Source organism: Thermogemmatispora argillosa, from assembly GCF_059696725.1.
In genome coordinates this window covers 2,116,820-2,138,335 of record NZ_AP019377.1, presented here as the reverse complement: position 1 = coordinate 2,138,335, position 21,516 = coordinate 2,116,820, and the positions used below count along the sequence as shown (strand labels likewise).

Below are 21,516 nucleotides of genomic sequence, written 5' to 3'. Positions count from 1 at the left end.
GGCTGCCTGCTCGCCTCTCGACTGATCGGCTCAGGGCGAGGGTGCAATATCGAGGATCTTCAGCGAGATCTCACGCGTACTCTCGCCCTCCTGGGGATGCCAGGCCGGCTCGATACGAAAGATGACATCGACGTGAGAGGCGCCACTGAGAACACTCATATGGGTAGCCCCGCGGACAAAAGTCCCGGTGACCTGCACATGGCCGATACCCAGACGCAGGCGCAGATTGCGTCCCTCTGGTCCACTGCTCCAGTAGTTGAGGAGACGCATTTTTTCTGCTTTGAAGACCGGTTCGGGGTTAGAGGCACCGAAAGGACTAAGCTGGCGGATACGATGATAGGTTTGATACTGGAAATACTCAGGACGGCGCAGCACCAGGTCAACGGTGAGGATACTGGTCGGAGGGAGAGAGAGACTCTCCTGCTCGCCGGGCGCGGCACTGGCCGCAGCCGCCAGCATGGCTGGCTCTGAGGCGCTGCCCTGGCTATCATGCCAGCTTAACAGATGCCGGTGCAGCTCTTCAACATATTGGTTAGCGATCGTAAAGCCAGCGGCCTGAGCGTGACCACCATAGCGCTCGAAGAGATGAGCACAACTGCGCAAAGCGGCAATCATATTGAACCCCTCTCGACTCCGGGCTGAACCCCGGCTGAAGTCCTTGCCGCGGCTCAACACAAGGACAGGCCGCCGAATCTCCTCGGCCAGCTTACTGGCCACCAGACCGATAATACCCTCGGGCCAGTTGTCGCCGCTAACCAGCACCACGGCGTCATCGGGATGGCGCGCCGCCTCCTCACGCGCCAGACTCATCAGCTCCTCAGTCTGGACCTGACGCAGATAATTAAGGCGCTCCAGGTGAGCAGCATAGGCCCGGGCCTCAGCCGGATCATCCGTCATCAGTAACTCGCAGGCCAGGCGGGCATGCTCCATGCGCCCTGCTGCATTAAGGCGCGGTCCCAACACAAAGGCTACATCACGCTCGCGCACCTGACCAGGCTGCAGGCCAGCGCTTTCCATGAGGGCCAGCAACCCCGGACGCCTTGTCTGATTGAGCCGCTCCAGTCCCAGGCGCACAAGCGTATGATTCTCGCCAAGCAGCTCGGCCACATCGGCGATCGTGCCGATCGCCACCAGATCAAGCAAGGCTAGCTCCTCCTCGCGTGGCAAGCCAAAGGAGCGATAAAGGGCCTGGACCAGCTTAAAAGCCACACCAACCCCGCAAAGCACGCGCTCGGGATAGAGCGAGTCGGGACGCCAGGGGTTCACTACGGCATAGGCCGGCGGCAGCACTTCGGGCGGGCGATGATGATCCGTAATAATGACATCAATGCCGAGTGCCTCACGGGCATAATGCACTTGAGCGACATCAGAGCTAGCGCAATCCACAGTGATAATCAACGAGGTCCCCTGGCGCTTGAGCCAGTCAAGGGCGCCCACATTAAGGCCACACCCCTCATCGATCCGTGAGGGAATATAGTAATCCAGTGGGGCATCTGCCTGCTTCAAACGGCGTAAGGCTCGCATCAAGAGCGCTGTCGCCGTCACCCCATCGGCATCGAAGTCACCATAGACGGTGATATGCTCTCTCTCTTGCAAAGCACGGCGAATACGCTCCAGAGCGCGGGGCAGATCAATTAAAGCCAGGGGATCAGGCGTCTGCTCGTAGCGCGCCTCCAGAAAGGCTCTCATCTCTTCGGGAGTGCGCAGACCCCGATTATACAGCAATTGAGCATGCAAAGGCTCAATCCCTGCCGCGCGAAAGCGGCGAAACTGACTAGCGCTTAGCAGCTCACAAACACGCCAGCTAAGACGTGCGGCTCTCTCTGGCTCCACAGGCAGTATCCTTCTTCTTCGTTTTTTCGTTATCTATGCTTCGCTAATCTTCGTCGGGAAGCAGGCATAGAAAGACCTCATTGCCGAGCAAGCGACCGCGCTTGCTCAAGCGCAGCCAGCTCCCGTCGTACTCCAATAGGCCGGCCTCTGAGACGCGTTGCAAGCGTTGCCCAACGAACTGCCAGAAATCCAGGCCGAAGCGTTCGCGGAAGGAAGGCAGATGCAAACCGCGGGCGGTGCGCAGAGCGAGAATAGCTGTCTCAGCCATCTGCGTCTCAGGTGAGAGCGTCTCACTTTCCGCCTCGGGACGCTGGCGGGAGGCCAGCAGACGTATGTACTGGCGAGGCTCGCGCACATTCGAGAAGCGCCGCCCGCCAAAGCAAGAATAGGCACCGGCTCCCAGGCCTAGATACGGCAGATTAAGCCAGTAAGTCAGATTGTGACGGCACTCATGGCCGGGGCGAGCCCAGTTCGAAATCTCATAATTCGCGTAGCCGGCCTCTTGCAGCAGCGCGTCAGCGTACTCATACATCTCGGCGCAAAGATCTTCGTCCGCCGGGACAAGACGACCTTCCTGAACCCAGGTAAAGAAAGGCGTACCCTCTTCCACGATCAGCGAATACAAAGAGAGATGATCAGGCTCCAGCTCAAGCGCACGCAGCAGCGTTTCACGCCACTGGGCCATCGTCTGCTCAGGCAGACCAAACATCAAATCAAGGTTGAGCGAAGAAAAGCCGGCGGCGCGCGCCTCTCGCACCGCCCGAGTAACATCATCCGGCGAGTGAGTACGTCCCAGCAGCTTGAGCAGGCGAGGGTCAAAGCTCTGGGCTCCCAGACTCAGACGGTTTACCCCCAGCCTACGGAGCGCCTGCAGATATGGACCGGTAAGGGAGCCTGGATTAGCCTCAAGCGAGATCTCGGCCTCAGAATCAACGGCAAAGGCCGTATGGCAGGCATCAAGCAAGCGATGAATCTGCTCAACACTCAAGAGGCTGGGAGTGCCACCGCCGAAGTAAATAGTACGAGCGCGGCGGGGGCGGCCGCTGGCGGTGCGAGCCAGTGCGCCGGCCAATTCGATCTCCGTTAGCAAGGCGCGTACATATGGCTCGCGCAGAGGCAACAGGCCCGCATAAGTATTAAAATCACAATAGTAGCAGCGTGTGCGGCAGAAAGGGACATGCAAGTAGAGTGAAACGCTCTCCAGAAGAGCAGAGAGCGGCTCGCCAAAGAAGACATTACAAGAAGCGCGGCAAATGGAAGTAGTCATACTTTTCAGCCTGACTCAAAGAAGCGACAAAGGAATAGCGACGACTCCCCTACCAGCACCAGGCCAGCCACAGCTGAACAAAGAGAGAGAGGGGAGCTGCTGGTCTTAACTCGGCCAGGCTATCAACTCTCGCCGGTAAGAGAGAGTGATGCCCAAGCAGAGCAGCCCCCCAAAGCGAAAGCGCCGCGATCTACGCTACCAGACGAAGCGGCTTACTGACTTGGAGCTGTTAAGCCACCGCTGCTCTGCGAAGGACCGCTCACAGGCAGCTCTGTCGGCATATTGATCGGATCGAAGAGCCGGTTCTGATCGGCGGGTGTAATATGCGTTGTTGGCAAAGCCCGGATCTCAAGAGACCAGTTAGAGAGGGCATTATCCTTCAGCGTCTTCAGCGTATTGGCATCCACGGGACGAGAAGGATCGATACCGAGGATCTGCACGATATGATAAGCGCCGTTCTCCATAATGATTGGACTGATCTCATTGATCGTGCGGGCCGGATCGAAGAGCCAGTTATCCACGTAGGCCTGACCTTCCTGATGGGCGTACTGGCCACGAGCCAGCCAGCCGAGATAGCCGCCCTTTGTATTCGTCGTCGTATCGACCGACTTCTGACGGGCCAGCGTGGCGAAATCGGCGCCCTTCTTCAACTGCTGAAGAATCTTCTCCGCATCGGCCTTCGTACTGAGCGTCATGGTGCGAGCCAGCACCTGATAAGCAGGCGACTTAATCTGCGAGGCCAGATAATTCTGCATATTGTCGCGGCGCAGCTTTAAGGCCATCATCTCATGCATATCGGCATCGGTGACACCATCCTGAGCGAGCATCTGCTGATAGCTGCGCGCATATTGACCAGACTTTGGCATATTGGCCTTGAGATCATTGAGGGCCCGCTCAACCTGAGCGGCTGTCGGCTCGATACGAGCGCGAACCGAGGCGGGCTGCGTTTGAAGCCACTCGCGGATCAGCTCATCGTCCTGCAGCCAGGTTGCGCTATCATTACCGATCTGGGACTGCGTGAAAGGTCCCTGTTGCTCGAACGGAATCGTATTTTGAGTCAGATCGTTCAGCTGAGACTGCAGCTTATCGTGTTGGGACTGCGCGTTAGCATACGCCTGCTTGGCCTCATTCAGCTCCTTAGTCAACTGGGCGCGCTGGGCGCTGGCGCTAGCAGGAAGCTTACTAAGCTGCTTGTTGAGATCATCGATCTTCTTTGAAGCGTTATTCATCGCCTGCTGCTGCTGGGCGACCGCCTTTTCAAGGTCGGTGCGCTGGGCGAAGAGGCCATGAGGACCATAGAGCTTGTTGATCTCAAGCTGGGTTTTCAAGACGACCAGCTTATGGTACTCGGACTGGGGAATATCGTGCCCATTGACCGAAGTAATCGGCAGGCTCGGCACAATTACGTTAATATTGATCCAGAAACCGATGATGACGCCGACGATGGTCAGCAAGATAAAGATCGTGAGGGCCCAGGTAGCGCGGACACGGATACGATTTTTCTCGCTCTGAGAGAGGTGACTACCCCAGCCGAAGATCAGGGGCTTGCCGTCTCGGCGGGCCGCCACCAGAGCAGTTTGACGGACATAGCGCCTGGGCTTCGCCTTCTCCGAACGGCTGGCTCGCGTTGACCGCTGATTTTGGGGTTCACGCGCTGTTTGACTCTTCATAGTGGGAGACCCTTTCCTGCCTTCAGCAATGGCTGCTCATGGCTTCATGATACACAGGAACGGCCAATGAGACAAGAGGGCAAACGCTGGCTCAGGGCAAGCAAGAAAGCAAGCCGAGCCAGCGAATAAGCAGCGCCTCACATCCTCCTCATCTCACAGGCAAGCAAGAACAGAAGAGAAAGGCGCAGGCATCGCTGAACTGGTTTCATCTGCTGCTATGCCTGACCTGATCTGACCGGGTAGCCCTCTTTCTGCTTCACCTGGCTGGCGCATCTGACCGCCCTAGCGCCCTGGCATTGCCGAATAGAGCAGGCAGACGACAGGTGCGATGACCTTCTTCGCGGTCAAAGCAAGCTGAGCGAGCCTGCAACGGACCGCCGTCGGCTGTTGCCGTCCCGAGGCATGGCGGCAACAGAGGAAGGGAGGCGGAGCAGCACCGAGCCGAAGCGTGGGTTGCACAAGACCTCTTGGGAGACTGGCGAGAGAAACGCCAGACCTGGCTGGGCGAGGCCGAAATCGTTTCCTGCGTGCATATGGGCCTGCCTGTCTACTGGTTGTTGAGGGCATGCCTCGGCTGGGCTGGCAGCTCCGACCTCCATTCTGTCAGCTAAGCCACCGCTTTTGTAGCCATCATTTTGAGCGGCGCCAGCCGTGGCCACTGCTGGCAGCGGAGCATATCTTGTGTGCTCAGCTAAGAATACTGCCGACTTGCTACATGCTGCGCATATGCTCTGCCGTATAGGGCAGCAGGGCCATGAAACGAGCCTGCTTCAGCGCGCGGCTCAGGGCGCGCTGGTGCTTGGCACACGTCCCCGTCTTGCGGCGAGGCTCGATCTTACCGCGATCGGAGATGTAGCGTTTCAAGAAGCGAGCAGCATCCTTATAATCGATCTCCCGCACGCGGTCATGACAAAACTGGCAGACCTTACGCCGGGGACCACGCACGCCCTGGCGAGCCTGGCGAGCGGCGGCCTGAGCGGGAGCTTGGGCCTGAGAAGAAGCCTGAGCGCTAGCCCCACTTTGAGCCGACTGGCCCTGCTGAGCCTGCGTATTCTGCTGAGTAGCTGCTGCGCTTGGCTGATTTGCCGCTTCATTGCGTTTTTGCACGGACTGTCCTCTCCTCCTTCGAACACACAACAGAGTACGTCTTATTACGAGTCAATCAGCCCTTTTCTTCCTTCTCGCAGCGATTAAAAGGGCTGAGAATCATCCAGATCTTCGAGGAAATCGCCACTATCGGTCGGGAACTCATCCGAGACATCGGCCTCCTGTGGTCTGGGCGAGAGGAAGCGCAGATCAGTAGCGATCACATCGACGGCCACGCGCTCGACACCATTTCTATCGGTGTACTTCCGCTGGGTAACTCGCCCTTCCACATAGACCTTGCTGCCCTTGCGCAGGTACCGATGGCAACGCTCGGCCAGCGAGCGCCAGGCAACCACATTGAACCACTCGGTTTCCTCGCGCTTTTCGCCGCTCGGCGTCTTATAGGTACGGCTGACTGCCAGCGAAAAGCGAGTGAAAGGGGTCCCACCATTATCGGTATAGGACAATTCGGGGTCGCGGCCCAGGTTGCCGATCAACATGATTTTATTCAGCATCGCTCAGATCCTTTCGTCGCACTGGGAGACGCCGCACCATGCTCTCCTGAAGGGAGGCCAGACGGGGAGGAATACCCGGCCCCAGCTCTCGCTGGCTTAGTGCTTGCTGCTATACTCTCCGAGAGAGCCTGGGCCATTGTCTCGTCTCGTCTTGTTCGCCATGTGCTCATTCCCGAACCGATCGCTATAGCAGCTAGGCTTGCTCAGCCTCCGGGGCTGGCTGCTCATCGAGGGCGGGAGGGGCACTCTCCATCTCCTCTGGCGAGACGGCGGGCGCCTCTTCATCTCCTACTGCTGACTCCGATGACTCTGATTCTGACAGGGTAGCTGCTTCAGAAGCGTCGGCAGGAGCCTCAACTCCCGCTTCAGCGGCGCTGCCTGCAGCAGCCTCGACCTCTGCACTGGTGCCAGCAAGCTCCTCACTGGCGACGCTAGCAGGGGCAGGGGCCGGGGCAACCCCGGCGGCGCTCGCGGCGGCGTAGGCTTCGCGCTCCTTCTGTACCACCCGCGGATCGCGTCGTTTGATCAGATGCCGCAGCACCTCCTCAGACACCTTGAGGGTGCGGTCCAGTTCTGGGAGGGTCTCAGGGGAAACACTCATATCAACAAAGACATAGATGCCATCGCGTTGATGCTGGATGGGGTATGCCAACCGTCGCCGTCCCCAGTGGTTCACCCTGACAACCTGGCCGTCATGCGCGGTTACGATCTGCTCGATCCGTTCTAGTATAGTACGTGTTCGCTCCTCACTGACTTCGGGATGGAGAATAAAGCCAAGCTCGTAGTCTCTCCTCACGAAGCCACCTCCTTCCTATGGGTTTGCTCGCGGTCAGTCGCGGTGAAGCGTGCTCGTCGTGCTGTGCTGCCGGAGCAGGTGGAGTATGGCGATTGCTCTTGTCGCCATCCGCTCTGCCGCTATCTCGTGCCCTCTCGTGCTCTTGCCCTTGCCAACCACTCTTTCTGCTGCCTCTTCTCAGGCTGGCTAGCTGGCCTGCCACCCGCGTGGCGTCTGGTTCCGCCTGAGAAGATCAGGGTACTCTCTGCTCGTTTGGCAGGCAGGCGTGGCCTATGGCTGTTGAGAGAGTCGGTACAGTGCCCCGCTATTATAGCATTGTCCTCCCTTTCTGGCAAGAGAAGGTCCGACCTGCTAAGCAGATGGCTGCTCCTCTGCGACGCCTTCGTGACGGCCAGGCTTGCCGGGCAGGGTCGTTTCCCCTGGTTGTCTCCAGGTAAGGTGACCAACCAATAAGTAAGGTTGGCTTCCTGGAGGGTTTTCCCCTGTTGTTGCCCCTGTCCCTCCCTGCCTTCTGCTCTCATATTCTTGTTCTTGGGGCAGTTCATCAAGGCGGAAATGCTGGACGTCACAGCGCGCCCAGCGGGCTGCGTCTTGAGCCTCTTCGCGGCGCAAAGAAGCGCTGCGCGGCCCGCTGGGCCGGGCAAGATCTCTGGGGGTAGGGTCCTCCCCTACTGGACAGCAGGGGCAATCTATGCTATACTCGCAGACGGCATGCGGGGCTTCTTCGCTCTTGAAAAAGGCTTCTCTGCGCCTTCGATGGAGCTTTTCTTCTCTATTGTGCTGTCACGCACGCGACCTCTGGCTTGCCTGCTGAACCTGCCAGCCTAGGGCGTGCCAGGTATGCAAGCTACTCTCTCCGCTGAAGCCGTTGCAGCGGCCCCGTCGTTTGCTGGTCAGGACCTCCCTTTAGTTTGAGCAGGAGGAGCGTCAGGGAGAGGAGGATCTGCCGCTACTTGCCCCGCAAGAGAAGAAGGAAAGAGAGTGTGTATCTCATGAAGCAGAAACTGAAGACGCATAAAGCGACTGCAAAACGTATTAAGATTACAGCAAGCGGTAAGCTTCTACGTCGCAAGGTTGCGATCAGCCATCTGCGCCGTAACAAGTCGTCCCGCTCGATCCGTGCGGCCGATAAGACCTTCGAGCTGGCCCGTGGGGATGCTCGTCACGTGCGGCGCTTGCTCCCCTATTCTGGCCGTTAGGGAGGGCGAGGATAGCGAGGGCTCTCTCGCTGGCTATCCTATCTATCAGGCTAGAAACTGGAAGAGAAGGGAAGGACGAATAGGCTATGCCAAGAGTGAAACGAGGCGTTACGGCGCGTCGCAAGCATAAGAAGGTATTACAGTTTGTTGAGGGCCACCGCGGCACTCGTCGGCGTCTGATCAAAAAGGCGCGCGAGTCCATGATGCACGCCCTGGCCTATGCCTATCGCGACCGCCGCGATCGCAAGCGCGATATGCGTCGACTATGGATCACGCGCATCAACGCTGCTGCTCGCATGTTTGGTGTGACATACAGTCAGTTGATGCATGCGATTCGGGTGGCCAACATCAGTGTTGATCGCAAGATCCTGGCTGAGATGGCCGTCAACGATCGGCCTGCCTTTGCCGAACTAGTGAAGACAGCGATGGCCGCAGTGCAGAGTCAGGGTCAGCCTCAAGCCCAGGCCCAGAGCTAGCGAGTGGCTGACGCGCTACCTGTACTGCCTACGGGAAGGTCTGAGGTTACTCTCCTTCTATCTGGCTGGGCGGGACTGTACAGAATCTCAAGGGGCGACTGCGCCAGCGGTCGCCCCTTCTGCCTGCTAAGGGGAGTTGTCGTCGCCATGCCGGTGATCAGTAGTCCTCTCAATCCCCGCATTGCTCGTCTGCGTGAGCTGCATACGCCGCGCGGACGTAAAAAGCATGGCCTCTTTCTGCTAGAAGGGCCGCATCTACTTAAAGAGTTGCTTGATCGGGCTGTGGCGCCGCTTGAAGTCTACTATCAACCTGAGTTACTGGCGCGCACCGCTGAGGGACAGGCCTTGTTAGAGCGCTTGCTGAGTGGGGCAGTAGACAGGCGGGCTCTGGTGCAGGTCAGCGTACGTGTGATTGAAGCTTTGGGTGAGGTGCAGACCTCACAGGGAGTGGTAGCTGTATTGCCGCTGGCCGCTTGCAGCTATGAGCAAGTGGCGGCCCGCCGGCCAGCGGCTTCGCGGCCTGCCCTGCTCATTCTCGATCGCCTGGCTGATCCGGGCAACCTGGGTACAATCCTGCGTACAGCGCTAGCAGCGGACGTCGCCGCGGTGCTGCTGACACCAGGTTGTGTGGACGCGTTCAACCCCAAGGTAGTACGAGCTGCCGCCGGAGCCCATCTGGCCCTACCGCTTGCAGAAGAACTGGCTTGGGAGGAGATTGGGCGCCGTGTGAGAGAGCATTGTGGCGCGCAACTGCGGGTCTTTCTGGCTGAGGCCGGGGCGCCTCACCTCTATTACGAGCAGGACCTGCGGCGGCCATTCGCCCTGATTGTTGGAAACGAGGCTCATGGTCCCTCAACGGCTGCCCGAAGCCTGGCCACTAGCAGCGTGAGCATTCCTCTGGCCAATGGGGTCGAGTCGCTCAATGCGGCCATGGCTACCGGTATCTTACTCTACGAGGCTGTGCGCCAACAGCGTCAGAGCCGCCTGTCCTAGCCAGCCAGCCAGTCAAGGGGCTGCAGACTCTTGATATCCTGGCAAGTGGGAAATGGCTGGGAGGGGAGGCGTAAGCTGGTGAGAGATCGGCGGTTCCCGGTGAAGAGAATAACAGAGGCGGCAGGACCTACGACGCCGACGCTCGCCGTAGGCCCTGCCGCCTCTGCGGGTAAGAGGGGGCAGTGTCGTTAGCCAGAGAAGAAGTAGTCTGCAAGAGGTGGTCGGCAGTCTGCCGGCTCTCGCTAACTATAACCTACACCATCAGTCTAACAGAGGAATTAGGCGCTTGTCTATGAAAAAAGATAGAGATTACAGATACTACCTATAACAAAAAGGTTATAGACAGAGACAGGGAGAGCAGCCAGACGACCAGCCGCTGAGCGAGGAAGGAGAAGAGGAGGGGAAGCCAGTGGTTATGCGGCCAGTCCCAACCCGGGCCAAAGGGGAGCGGGGACCAATCCCGTCTCTCTTCGTCTCCAATGGGTGACTGGTCCCCGCTTCTCGCTACTTGTCTAGCACGTCGCTGACGTGCTAGGAGCGCTCATTGAGCGCCGCTCTGCGCGCGTGACTCGCTTGCCGCTGACACTGGCGCTGACGCTTATGGGCGACCACTGCCGTGGCTGGGCGTGCCAGGCTGCCAGGGATCGTAAGGCGACTGCTCAAAGGGAGCTGCCTTCGTGGGTGAGGGAGAGGGGAAGCCAGAGGAAGGCGCCGAGAAAGGCCAGCCTGGCTGGGGGCCACTGCCTGTCGAGGGCATCGAGGGCAATGGCTGGCTCCACTCACTATTCCCAGTCGGAGCAGGCGAGGGCGAGAGCGGTTGGAAGGGCGCGAAGCCCTCGGGATTCGGGCCAGCACCTGGCTGGCGGGCCGGAGGAAGAGCATTATACATGCCGGCGGGCGTAGGAGTGGGCTGAGCCTGAGCGGTCGCGGTCACCGTGCGGAAAGCGCCGCTCAGAGACTGCTGACCCTCTGCACCATCTTGGACCGTCAGCGCGTCAGTAAAGCCCGTTGTCGACAGATAGCTCTGATCCTCATTGAGCTTGAACGCCTCCACCGAAGCGCGCAAGCGCTCGACCAGGCGAGCCAGACGACCCATTGCCTGAGCGGCCTCGCGTGTTGTTGTACTGCTGCGCTGGGTCGCCTCAGAAACACTGTGCATAATCTGTACCACGGAGCTGGACGACTCCAGCTGCTGGTTGGCCATCTGGTTGATCGTTTCGATCTCGTGGGCCTGCTGCTCGATCACAGAGAAGACCGTTTCCAGCGCGCTGCCGGCCTCCTGTGTCAAGCGGGCGCCGGCCTCTGTCTCACGCTCCGTATCCTGCATAGCTACAGCCACCGCACCGATATCCTCGCGGACACTACGGACGATGCGCGTGACATTGCTGGCCTGCTCCTTCGCGCGTTCGGCCAGGCGGCGAATATCGGCGGCAACGGCACCGAAGCCCTTGCCATGCTCGCCGGCCATCGCGGCCTGAATAGCGGCGTCAAGCGCCAGGCGATTGGTCTGGTGGGCAATGCTGGAGATGGCCTCCACGATATTATTGATCTCACGCGAGCGATCGCCGAGAACCTGGACCTTCTTAGCGGTCGCCTGCACATTCTCATGGATGCGTCCCATACCAGCGATTGCCAGCTCCACAGCCTCGCGGCCTCCCTGAGCATCTTTGCGCGCCTCGATGGCCACATTGTGGAGCAGTTGGGCGCGTTCAGCTACGCGACGGCTGGCCGCTGCCATCTGCTCGACCTCAACAGCGGCCTCATTGATTTGGCGGAGCTGCATATCGTCCTCTTCCACCAGTTGGGTCATCCCATCGATAAGCTGGCTTGTTGTCTGCTCCACCTCGCGGGCCACCGTCTTGACGCGGATCACCAGGTTCCCCAGCTCCTCGACCATATAGTTAAAGGAGTCCGCGAGCACACCGAGGGCATCAGCGGTCACTTCGGCCTGCACGCGCAGATCACCCTCACCCACGCCGCTGACCTCGCTCACCAGCTTCTCAACCTGGGCCTGCAGATTATCGCGCTGCGCCTGGGCCTCCTGGATCAGGCGCACGATATTATCGAGCATATTATTCATCGAATTGGCCACGATGTAGATCTCATCGCGGCTATTGATCTTGACGCGGGCGGTCGTGTCGCCCTTGCTGATGCGCTTGGTCAGATTGGCGAGCTGGCGCAGGGGGCGGGTGATCGTCAAATTAATGATATAGCCGATGGTGATCACCACCATCGCCGTTGCCAGGATAGCAATGACCGTGCCGAGGGTGATCATCCCAATCTGGTTAGAGCCGATGGTTGTCACCTCATTGCTGATGGTCTGCGTCACGGTCACAAGCTGCTGCCAGCTTTTGAGGAGCGAGGCGTACCTGGAATTCGCCTGTTCGAGGAGGCTATGGGTCTGGCTGTGCGGTAGATTGGCCTTCAGCGCTGTTAGCTCGGCGTCCTGAGCCTGCTTGTAATCCGACCACTGCTGGCTGGCCGTACGGAAGATCTGCGCCTGATTGGCGGCCTGCGCGTTGATATCTCCCTGGAGGCTTCGACGCACGCTTTCCATATTCGGGGACGATCCCAGCAAGAAATTCTGCTGGTAGGTGCTCAGCTCGTTGCCGAAACTATGCTCCAGGTCGAGAATCTCTGTCTCGGCAGAGGTGGCCATGCGGGTCATAGCGCTATTGTTGAGGCCGTAGGGACCCTCGTTCGCATAGAGCGTCGAGTGGTACTGACCCAGCAGGGCATTCATGCGCTCAAGGTCAGACATGGCCTGCAGCGAGATGGTCGTTGCCTGGTTGGCCACCTGCATCGCCTGGCCGTGGACGGTCAGGGTGTTTAAAAAGAAAGTTCCCAGCACAATAATCACGATGGCGGGAATGATCGCAGCCAGCGCGAAGGCCAGGAAGAGCCGGAGGAAAATAGGCATGCGCGTAATTGCTCTCATGACAGCTCTCGCCCCCTCTAAGAAGGTACGCAATGATCTGTATTGCTTAAAGGAATGGGCCTTGCCGTTGCCAGCCTGTTGTTGATGTATGGGCAAACGTCAATGAGACCTGGAACAACCTGACAAAAGACTCCCAAGGTAGTGTACTCCACCCTGGACAATTTTGAAACTCTCTTGTGAGAGATTACCCTGTTTTTCCTAGATGCGTGGCGCGGACAGCACAGAGGTACAAGTGAGGCTGTACCGCCAGCAGGCCGTGTGGCGGTGGAGGGAAACGACTGTCTGCGCTACACCCTTATAACGATAGCGGAAAAGGCTGTTTCCAGCAAGTGATCTGCCCTCAGAAGGCCCTTTCTTGGGGGGCGGGCGATGCGCTCTCCGCCTGCTTGGGGGCGAAAGGACGGCCCGGAACGGGCAGTTAGACAGGTCGATACCGGAGGAGCAGCCGGCGTCTGGAGCGCATGAAAGCCAAGCCCGCTGCTCCCCCAGCGAGATCGGCAAGGAAGAAGCTGGCCTTCGCTTGCCAGGTCTACTGGCTGGTCTGGTGCTCAGACTGAGTCACTAGCTACTTAATGCCAGCGAAGACACTGCTGACGTCGGGCAAGAGACCGAAGTTGTTGGCTCCGAGTGGCCAGTAGACGAGGGTAGCCTTGCCCACGATATCCTGTCTGGGTACGGTCCCCCATTGGCGTGAGTCGGAGCTGTCACCACGGTTATCGCCCATCACGAAGTATTGGTCAGGGCCGATGACCAGATTGCGGATCGGCGGATAGACGGCCAGGCTGGCGGGATCGTCAGGGTTGACATATGGCTCATGCAGAGTGACCCCATCCACGATCACCGTTTGCCCGATGACGGTGATCGTGTCACCAGGAATAGCGATAATGCGCTTCACATAGTCTATATTTGGGTCTCTGGGATAGTGGAAAACAATAATGTCGCCGCGCTGGGGCGGATGGAAAAGATAGGCGAGCCGATCGACAAGGATGTATTCCTGATTGTGCAGCGTCGGCTCCATGCTTGGACCATCGATATAGTAATGCTGGACCGTCAGGCGTACTACGAGGAGCAACAGCAGCGTCAGTGCTACCGTTTCCAGGATATCGCGCAAGAGCCGGCGGCCTCTCTCCTCTTTCTCTGGTTTCGCGCTCAAAACCCTTGCCTTGCCTCCTGTTCTATCTCAAGGTCAATGCGTGGCAATCTGCCGCTCAGGAAGAGGAGTCAGCAAATTGGTTGGTTAATTGATGCCTCCTCCTGCTTCCTGGCTGGCTGAAAGCCTGTAAAAAGAGCCGTAGCTGCGAGCGCTGGGTAATCGGCAGTGCAGCTACTCGGCAGCCGGTTCTGGCAACCTGAATGGGGGCGGCGTCTGGCGACTGCGTGCCGCCGCGGCTTCTTTCAGCCGGGCCACGCTCTCGGCGGGCACAGGATGGCCCCCCAAGGGCGTGGGGTGGATGCCAGGGCCGTGATAGTCGCTGCCACCCGTGGGGATGAGATCAAACGCCCGCGCCAGGTCAAGCAGCAGCTCCTCCTCCTCGGCGGTGTAGGGGCCATAGTAGACCTCCAGTCCCACCAGCCCTAGAGCGCATAGCTCGGGGAGCCATTGTCGCAGAGTCTCTGGACCGGGTAATTCCAATGGGTGGGCAATCACCGGCAGGCCCCTGGCGCTGACAATGAGGCGCACCGCATCTTGAGGCGACAACTTGTAGCGTGGTACGTAGGCCGGACACCCTTTGCTCAGGTAGCGCGCAAAGGCCTCCTCGATGCTCTGGGCATAGCCGGCCTCAACCAAAGCCTGGGCCACGTGGGGACGTCCAACTGCGCCCTGAGCCAGCTCGCGCACTCGCTCCCATGTAATAGCAATGCCCTGCTCATTAAGCAGCTCAACCATCCGCTGACCGCGACGCTGCCGCGCATCGCGCAGCGTGCGCAAAGCTTGCTGAAAGGCCTCCTGCTGATAGTGCAGGAAATAGCCAAGCATGTGCACTTCGCCAGCAGGAGTTTCAGTGTTGATCTCGATGCCGGGAATAAAGTCGATGTCGAGCTGGGCGGCAGCTTCAGCTGCTTCCGCCAGCCCCTCGGTGCTATCGTGATCAGTAAGGGCCAGCACACGCACCCCCGCCTCGTGAGCCTGCTGCAGCAGGACCCGCGGCGCATAGAGGCCGTCCGAGGCGGTCGAGTGCGTGTGCAGATCAATCGCGTAATCGGTCATATCTCCTCCAGCCTGCCTGACCCGGTGTCATGGGCCTGGGACCTTGTCGGCGTCCAGGCAGTAGCGGCGCGGCGGCTCGACTTATCTGGCGTAGTCGACAGCGCGCGTCTCGCGCACCACGCAGACCTTGATCTGACCGGGGTAGTCAAGGCTCTCCTCAATCTTATGGGCGATTTCGCTCGCCAGGCGGTTGGCTCCATACTCGTCGATCTCATCAGGCTTGACGATAATGCGAATCTCGCGTCCAGCCTGGATGGCAAAAGACTTTTCGACGCCGGGGAAGGAGTTGGCGATGCTCTCCAAGGCTTCGAGGCGCTTAAGATAGAGATCGATGGTCTCGCGCCGTGCGCCAGGTCGGGCGGCAGAGATGGCGTCAGCGGCCTGGACGATGGCAGCCTCCAGGCTCTGCGGCTCCATCTCGCTGGCATGGTGAGCAACCATCGCATGAATAATCTTGGGCGACTTGCCAAAGCGACGCGCAATCTCGCCGCCGACAACCGCGTGTGGCCCCTCGACCTCCTGGTCGATAGCCTTGCCGATATCGTGAAGCAGAGCGGCTGTCTTGCAGACGTTGACATCGGCCCCCAGCTCATGGGCGATGGTGCCCGCGAGAATGGCCACCTCGACCGAGTGGGCCAGCACGTTCTGACCGTAGCTGGTGCGGAAATGGAGACGGCCCAGGATCTTGAGCAGCTCAGGCTGCAGGCCGTGGACGTTGGCCTCCATTGCCGCCCGCTCGCCGGCCTCTCGAATGATGTTGTCGACCTCTTGCTGCGCTTTGGCTACCACATCTTCGATGCGTGTGGGGTGGATGCGTCCATCGAGAATCAGACGATTCAGCGCCAGGCGCGCTACTTCGCGGCGTACTGGATCAAAGCCCGAAAGAATGACCGCTTCCGGTGTGTCGTCGATGATCAGATCAACGCCGGTCGCGGCCTCTAAAGCGCGAATATTGCGGCCCTCCCGCCCAATAATGCGCCCCTTCATTTCCTCATTGGGCAGGGGGACAACCGAGACGACTGCCTCGGAGACCTGGTCGGAGGCGCAGCGCTGAATGGCCAGCGTGATGATTTCACGCGCTCTCGCCTCAGCCTGCTCGCGCGCTTCTTCCTCGATAATGCGCGCCCGCCGCGAGGCTTCGGCCCGTACCAGGGCCTCCATCCGGCTCAGGAGCAGCTCGCGCGCCTCCTCTTCGCTTAGTTGTGAGATGCGCTCTAGCTCGGCTTGCTGCTGACGCTTCAGCTCTTCAACCTCCTGACGCTGCTCCTCAACCGCCCGCTCGCGCGCCTGTAGCCGGCGCTCCCGCTGCTCTAGCGCCTCGATCTTGCGCTCAAGGCTCTCCTCCTTTTGCTGCAAACGCCGCTCCTGTCTTTGCAGCTCTGCGCGCCGTTCGGCGTTTTCTCGTTCGATGGTGGCCCGGAAACGGGCCGTCTCTTCGCGCGCTTCACGCAGAGCCTCTCGCTGCTGCTGCTGCATTTCGAGAAGGAGGCGCTCGCTGGCCTCTTTTTCAAGGCGGAGACGCTCCTCGAATTTGCTTTTATTTCGTGCCTCCCCTAAACGGTATCCGATGACGAGTGCGATCCCGGCTCCAAGGAGCGCCGCCAGGATGATGCCCGCCGCGAGGATGGCGATAATGGTCGGCGTCACGTTAGCCTACCTCCAGAGTGATCAAAGGCAAACAGACCTGCCTGCTGGGCTTGGGGTGACCGAGTGCTTGCTGTGTTCCATCGTATCGAGAGACGGTATATGCTAAGTATACTATATAGAAGGCGTATAGTACGCCGAGCATACTATATAAGAGCGTCGAGGAGCTGTCAAGAACGCTCAATTGAGAAGATCGATTGTTTCTCTAGCAGGTTCGCTGCCTTTTCTAGTTTCCTGCAATCAATTTCTACGGGAGTCGCATCATGACACACCAACCAGCGGAGTCCGCTCCTCCCCTGCGCCCGACGCCAGTCGTCACCAGTTTCCTCCTGCGCTTCGATCGGCCTGGGGGGCCTCAGCTTCTGATCGTCCAGCGCAGCCCGCGGGTGGGGAGCTATCAGGGACGGTGGGCCGGCATCAGCGGCTTTATCGAGCCGGGGGCTAGCCCTGAGCAACAAGCCTACACGGAGATCCGCGAAGAGACCGGTCTGGAGCCGCAGCAGGTGCGTCTGCTCAAGCGCGGGGCCGTCGTCGAGTATCGCGATCAGGAGCTGGGCCGGCACTGGTTCATCCACCCGTTTCTCTTCGAGGTCCTGACCCCCGAGGCCATTCAAACCGATTGGGAAGCGGTCACCATGCGCTGGATCTCTCCGACAGAGCTGGAGCGTTACGAGACGGTCCCCCTGCTCAAGGAAGCCTACGAAGCGGCGCAGCGCGGCGAGAGCGAGATCTGAGGGGAATAGGGCTGAGAGACCATGCGTCGGCGTGACGCCGGCGCGCCACTGAGGGCCTCTCTTCCCTGCTCACTCCGCCCGCTGCCTGCCGAGAGGTCCTGCGCTGGCGAGCCGGAGCGCGAGATCGCTGGGAGCGGTCGATCGCTGCGGCCCCGCTCAGGTGGGCTGGAGCAGGGCCAGGCGAGCTGCGGGAATCTGAGGAAGGAGATCTGAGGCCAGCAGACCAGCGTCGCCGCAGCGCTGACTGACCAGCTTCGAGGCGGCCACATGTAAGTAGACGGCCAGGCTGGCGGCATCAAAGGGAGGAAGACCTTGGGCCAGATAGCCGGCGATCATGCCGGCCAGCACATCACCTGTGCCGGCGCTTGCGAGGGCTGGATTGCTTTCCCAGTTGATGCGCAGCCGCCCCCCTGGTTCGCTAACCAGCGTGCAGGCCCCCTTAAGAACAAGGATAAGGTTCCAGTCGCGGGCACAATGGCGCGCCACCTGCAGACGGTCAATGCCGCCCCCGGAAACCTTCGTGCCGCCGAGGAGGCGGCTCATTTCGCCGGGATGCGGCGTGATAACGGTGCCTGGCGGGAGCCGCCGCCACCATTCCTCGACCTCGACCAGATTGTTGAGGCCGTCGGCATCGATCACCAGGGCCGGGCGCTCACCCTCGGGCCGAGCGCGCAGACCATCGAGCAGGGTCAGAATAGCGGTGCGCATGGTCGGGGTCCGGCCAAGACCCGGGCCGATCAGCAAGGCACGATAACCGCTCAAGTGCTCTAAGAGCGCCTGGGCTTGCGCCTGGCCAAGCTGCTCGCCCGGCTCTCCAGAAGGTAGGAGGACATAGGTAGCCTCATGCAGCGAGGAGGCGTAGATGGGCAGCAGATCAGGTGTGACGGCCAGAGTGACCAGGCCGGCGCCGACGCGCAGCACGGCACTGCCAGCCAGGTAGGCCGAACCGGGGTATGGGGGAGAACCGCAGAAGAGCATGACCCGCCCAAAGGTGCCTTTGTTGCTTTCCAGAGGACGTGGCGGCAGCAATCGGCGCGCCAGTGAGGCATCGAGCATCTCATCGCTGAGATCGCGCTCCAAGGCTTCGGGCAGGCCGATGCTCCCAACGAACAGCTCGCCAAGATAGGCACGAGCGGGGAAGAAAAAGAAGCCCTGTTTAGGACAGGCCAGGGTAATTGTCAGATCGGCGCGGATGCTGCCGGGGTCAACTTCGCCGGTATCGGCGTTGACGCCTGTTGGCAGGTCGATAGCTACGACGAGCAGCTCACTGGGGCGACGGGCCCGCTCCTCATCAACGCGCGCCAGCAGGGCGCGCATATCGTCGGGCAAAGGACGCGAGCGCCCGGTACCCAGTAGGGCATCGATGACATAGCCAACGCGCTGTAATACGGCGTTCAGCTCCTCTTCGAGCCGCTCTGCTGGGATCTCGCGGCCCTCGCATATGAGCTGTCGCTCCTTCCAGCGGTAAAGATTGATGCGCGCTCCCTCTGCTGCCAGGTGGCGGGCCATGACCTGGCCATCGCCCCCATTGTTCCCAGGGCCAATGAGAAAGAGAAGCTCGCACTCATTCAGCGAGCGCTGCTGCCGCTCGCGGATATAGCGAGCCAGCAGCTCGGCAGCACTGCGACCGGCATTCTCCATCAGGATGGTGGTATTCAGCCCGTACTCTTTATCGGCCCGCATCTCCAGTTCGCGCATGCGGGCGACGTCAACAATATGCATGGTTCTCCTCTCCCTGCTTTCTGTTCTTTATTCTACATGGCAAGGCTCTCCCTGTCACGGTTGCTTGAGAAAGCGTCACGGCCTGACCCCTGACCAGCGAGCGCCCGGCTCTCTACTGTGAGATGTCCCAGGCGTGAGCAGTGGGAATCTCCTTACGAATACGAAAAGGGACAGGACAAAGGCGACGCAACCTGCTATACTCCACGCTATGAAACTGGCACTCAAGATCAGGCCCCAGCGCAGCAACCAGTACACCAACATGGTCGAGGCCCTGGCCGAGCCAGAGCTGTCTGCCAGTCCCCTCGGCCCGGCCATTAGCGAGCTGCGGCGCGCCGCCCTCGGCGGACAGAGCTATCTGCTGGTAAACGTTGAGGAGGAACGGATCGGGCGCGAAGAATGTTTACGTCTTCTGGCCCACCTGGGAACCATTAGCGAGGTCTACGAATACTTTGCCGAGGTGGGGGGCGTCGAGGGACCCTTTCTACGGCCGCTGGCGCTACCCTGGCAGCCGTTCATCTCGCCAGAGATCGCCGAGGTGCGCCGCTACAAGGGCAAGACCAATGAGATCTTTACACGCGTCCTCTTGAACGTAGCGATCTTTGCCGGCGCCTACGCGACCAGTCGCGAGCGCCTGCGCATTCTTGACCCTCTGGCCGGCGGAGGAACAACCCTCTTCGTCGCGCTGGCCGCCGGCTATGACGCCTTCGGCATAGAGCAAAAACGCCAGGATGTCGAAACAACGGCGGTCTTCTTGCGTCAGTACCTCAGCGGAGAGGGGATCACCTTCAAGGAAGTCTGCGAGCGCCGTCGCAGCGGCAAACGCTACCAGTTTGAGATCGAGCCAGCGGGCAAGAGCGGCGAGGCGCGCCGACTGGTTCTGGTGCATGGTGACAGCCGCGAGGCTCCGCTCCATCTGCGCGAGCTGCCCGGGGGACCCCGCGTGCACGCCATTGTCGGCGATCTTCCCTATGGCATTCAGCATCTAGGCGAAATCGGCGAGCTTCTGCGGCAAGCCCTTCCGGCCTGGGTGGAGCTGCTCCTGCCCGGGGGAACGCTGGCCCTGGCCTGGAACGCCACGCGTCTCGCGCGCGCCGACATCTGCGCCCTCGTCGAGCGCTATAGTGGTCTACAGACGCGCAACGATCCACCGTACACGCAGTTCACGCATACGGTGGATCGCGTCATCAAAAAGCGCGACCTGCTGGTCGCCGTCAAAAGCTGAAACCGGCCAGGCGCTCATCACCTGCCTTCAACGCTGCTCAGCTCAGCTCAGGTGAGCAGGTTAGCCACAGCGATGGCCTCCTGCTCATCGAGATCGCCGCTGACACGAATACCTAGACCCTGCTCTTTCCAGGCCAGGGTAGGGTTATCGCTACTCGTTGAGTAGGTCGCTGTCGTGCCGCGCAGCGTCAGCGTCGTACCGCTGGGCAACGGCTCAGCGGCCAGGGCCTTGCCTTCGAGAATCGAAAAACTCTGATCGCCTTTGAGATAGTGAAGCACAAAGACCTGTCCGCTGGCGGTAGTGAGCACATCGACGCCTTCAAGCTGGTAAGCGCTCTGGGAGGTCGGGATGCTCAGCAAATGGTAGCCAGCTAGCTGCTCTGCCTGACCAAGGGTCAGCGTACCGCTCGTCGGGGTAGCGCTGGCTTGCAGCAGCGAGGCCACCTGCACATTAGCTGGTGGCCTGAAAGTGAAGAGGCTGTCGGCCAGAGGGCGATTCAGCTCAAGTGTTGGCAGCTCCAGGGTCACCTGAGCAAATCCCTGCAGATTCAGCACCAGCTTAAGAGGCAGGTGACTGCTGTAGTCCAGATAAACATCGCCGCTGTAGTCCGGGCCGGAGGTAGCGGGCTGCTGAGAGGTGACATGCACGACCGTAGCGCGATGCCCGTCAACCGTAACCGCTTGCGAGGTCACGGTGGCCCGACTCTGGCTAAAGATAGGATCAATCAGGTTGAGCGTCAACTGATTGGCCGGGCTGGAGCTGCTCCCGAAAAGCGCTGACCCGCCCTGAGTGCTCTGGCTGGCAACGCTTCCGGTGTAGACAATGTGGCGGGCAGGATTATAGATCCAGAGCTGCTCTCCGTTGCTAATCGTCAGCTCGCCGGCGGGAAACTCGCTCAGCGTCGAACGCAGAATCTGGCTGCGGCTCCTGGCCGGAGCAGCTTTCCAGACCTCGCTTGTTAATGTTCCCTGATAGGTTTCGCCATCGATCTGGATAGTCACCACTGCGTGCAGCGTCCGTGCGGTCGTCAGTTGCTGTTCGCTCTGCTGTAACAAATGTTGAGCACTGGCGCCACTAGCACCAGCCGCCTGCGGCTGCTGAGACTGTCCCGGGTTGCAGCCGGCGAGCAAGAGCAGCAGCATAAGCAGAAGAGGCATAGAGTCGCGGCATCTTTGAAGGAAGGTAGACATAGAGGGTCTCTCCGTTGCAGGA

At 60.0% G+C, this 21,516-nt stretch carries 16 protein-coding genes and 1 pseudogene; 5 read left to right on the top strand and 12 right to left on the bottom strand.

The window, feature by feature from the left end:
• Nucleotides 1-30: 30 nt before the first annotated feature.
• From recJ to rpsF, 6 genes and pseudogenes are all read right to left on the bottom strand, one after another.
• The gene (recJ, locus tag AC6H1L_RS08335) at nucleotides 31-1,833 is read right to left on the bottom strand and encodes a single-stranded-DNA-specific exonuclease RecJ (protein ID WP_497601053.1); all 1,803 of its coding nucleotides are present in this window, start codon (nucleotides 1,831-1,833) and stop codon (nucleotides 31-33) included.
• 43 nt (nucleotides 1,834-1,876) lie between these two features.
• Nucleotides 1,877-3,100, bottom strand: coding sequence for a radical SAM family heme chaperone HemW (hemW, locus tag AC6H1L_RS08330; protein WP_497601052.1), 1,224 nt, complete (start codon nucleotides 3,098-3,100; stop codon nucleotides 1,877-1,879).
• 212 nt (nucleotides 3,101-3,312) lie between these two features.
• A complete protein-coding gene (locus AC6H1L_RS08325; RefSeq protein ID WP_497601051.1) occupies nucleotides 3,313-4,770 on the bottom strand; it encodes a peptidylprolyl isomerase in 1,458 nt (485 codons plus the stop codon).
• Nucleotides 4,771-5,490: 720 nt separating this feature from the next.
• Nucleotides 5,491-5,715 (bottom strand): annotated as a pseudogene (rpsR, locus tag AC6H1L_RS08320) (30S ribosomal protein S18); the annotation flags it as partial.
• A gap of 245 nt (nucleotides 5,716-5,960) precedes the next feature.
• Nucleotides 5,961-6,371 carry a single-stranded DNA-binding protein gene (locus AC6H1L_RS08315; RefSeq protein WP_297160125.1) on the bottom strand — a complete coding sequence of 137 codons (411 nt, stop codon included), beginning with the start codon at nucleotides 6,369-6,371 and terminating at the stop codon, nucleotides 5,961-5,963.
• A 193-nt stretch (nucleotides 6,372-6,564) separates the two neighbouring features.
• Nucleotides 6,565-7,167 (bottom strand): 30S ribosomal protein S6, encoded by a 603-nt coding sequence (rpsF, locus tag AC6H1L_RS08310; RefSeq protein ID WP_497601050.1) that lies wholly within the window; start codon nucleotides 7,165-7,167, stop codon nucleotides 6,565-6,567.
• A gap of 992 nt (nucleotides 7,168-8,159) precedes the next feature.
• Between rpsF and rpmI the strand changes: the two genes are divergently transcribed.
• The 3 genes from rpmI to AC6H1L_RS08295 all read left to right on the top strand — a co-directional run bounded on the left by rpmI (nucleotide 8,160) and on the right by AC6H1L_RS08295 (nucleotide 9,835).
• On the top strand, nucleotides 8,160-8,366 hold the full coding sequence (gene rpmI / locus AC6H1L_RS08305; RefSeq protein WP_497601049.1) for a 50S ribosomal protein L35: 207 nt from the start codon (nucleotides 8,160-8,162) through the stop codon (nucleotides 8,364-8,366).
• 86 nt (nucleotides 8,367-8,452) lie between these two features.
• Nucleotides 8,453-8,842: a 50S ribosomal protein L20 gene (gene rplT, locus AC6H1L_RS08300; protein WP_497601048.1), complete on the top strand. Its 390-nt coding sequence runs from the start codon at nucleotides 8,453-8,455 to the stop codon at nucleotides 8,840-8,842.
• Nucleotides 8,843-8,989: 147 nt separating this feature from the next.
• Nucleotides 8,990-9,835, top strand: a complete 846-nt coding sequence (locus AC6H1L_RS08295; protein WP_497601047.1) for a TrmH family RNA methyltransferase — start codon at nucleotides 8,990-8,992, stop codon at nucleotides 9,833-9,835.
• 598 nt (nucleotides 9,836-10,433) lie between these two features.
• On the opposite strand, the gene AC6H1L_RS08290 is transcribed toward AC6H1L_RS08295, so the two are convergent.
• From AC6H1L_RS08290 to rny, 4 genes are all read right to left on the bottom strand, one after another.
• Nucleotides 10,434-12,755, bottom strand: a complete 2,322-nt coding sequence (locus AC6H1L_RS08290) for a methyl-accepting chemotaxis protein (RefSeq protein ID WP_497601046.1) — start codon at nucleotides 12,753-12,755, stop codon at nucleotides 10,434-10,436.
• A 583-nt stretch (nucleotides 12,756-13,338) separates the two neighbouring features.
• Nucleotides 13,339-13,926 carry a signal peptidase I gene (gene lepB / locus AC6H1L_RS08285; RefSeq protein WP_497601045.1) on the bottom strand — a complete coding sequence of 196 codons (588 nt, stop codon included), beginning with the start codon at nucleotides 13,924-13,926 and terminating at the stop codon, nucleotides 13,339-13,341.
• 171 nt (nucleotides 13,927-14,097) lie between these two features.
• Nucleotides 14,098-14,982, bottom strand: a complete 885-nt coding sequence (locus AC6H1L_RS08280; RefSeq protein ID WP_497601044.1) for a PHP domain-containing protein — start codon at nucleotides 14,980-14,982, stop codon at nucleotides 14,098-14,100.
• Between the two features lie 81 nt (nucleotides 14,983-15,063).
• The gene (gene rny / locus AC6H1L_RS08275) at nucleotides 15,064-16,629 is read right to left on the bottom strand and encodes a ribonuclease Y (protein WP_297165820.1); all 1,566 of its coding nucleotides are present in this window, start codon (nucleotides 16,627-16,629) and stop codon (nucleotides 15,064-15,066) included.
• A gap of 260 nt (nucleotides 16,630-16,889) precedes the next feature.
• On the opposite strand from rny, the gene AC6H1L_RS08270 reads away from it, so the two are divergent.
• On the top strand, nucleotides 16,890-17,360 hold the full coding sequence (locus AC6H1L_RS08270; RefSeq protein ID WP_497601043.1) for an NUDIX domain-containing protein: 471 nt from the start codon (nucleotides 16,890-16,892) through the stop codon (nucleotides 17,358-17,360).
• A gap of 156 nt (nucleotides 17,361-17,516) precedes the next feature.
• Here AC6H1L_RS08270 and AC6H1L_RS08265 read toward each other — a convergent pair whose 3' ends face one another.
• A complete protein-coding gene (locus AC6H1L_RS08265) occupies nucleotides 17,517-19,082 on the bottom strand; it encodes an NAD(P)H-hydrate dehydratase (protein WP_497601042.1) in 1,566 nt (521 codons plus the stop codon).
• Nucleotides 19,083-19,290: 208 nt separating this feature from the next.
• Here AC6H1L_RS08265 and AC6H1L_RS08260 point away from each other — a divergent pair, with 208 nt between their 5' ends.
• Nucleotides 19,291-20,304: a TRM11 family methyltransferase gene (locus AC6H1L_RS08260; RefSeq protein WP_497601041.1), complete on the top strand. Its 1,014-nt coding sequence runs from the start codon at nucleotides 19,291-19,293 to the stop codon at nucleotides 20,302-20,304.
• A gap of 47 nt (nucleotides 20,305-20,351) precedes the next feature.
• Here AC6H1L_RS08260 and AC6H1L_RS08255 read toward each other — a convergent pair whose 3' ends face one another.
• Nucleotides 20,352-21,461: a LolA family protein gene (locus AC6H1L_RS08255; RefSeq protein WP_497601040.1), complete on the bottom strand. Its 1,110-nt coding sequence runs from the start codon at nucleotides 21,459-21,461 to the stop codon at nucleotides 20,352-20,354.
• Between the last annotated feature and the right edge of the window lie 55 nt (nucleotides 21,462-21,516).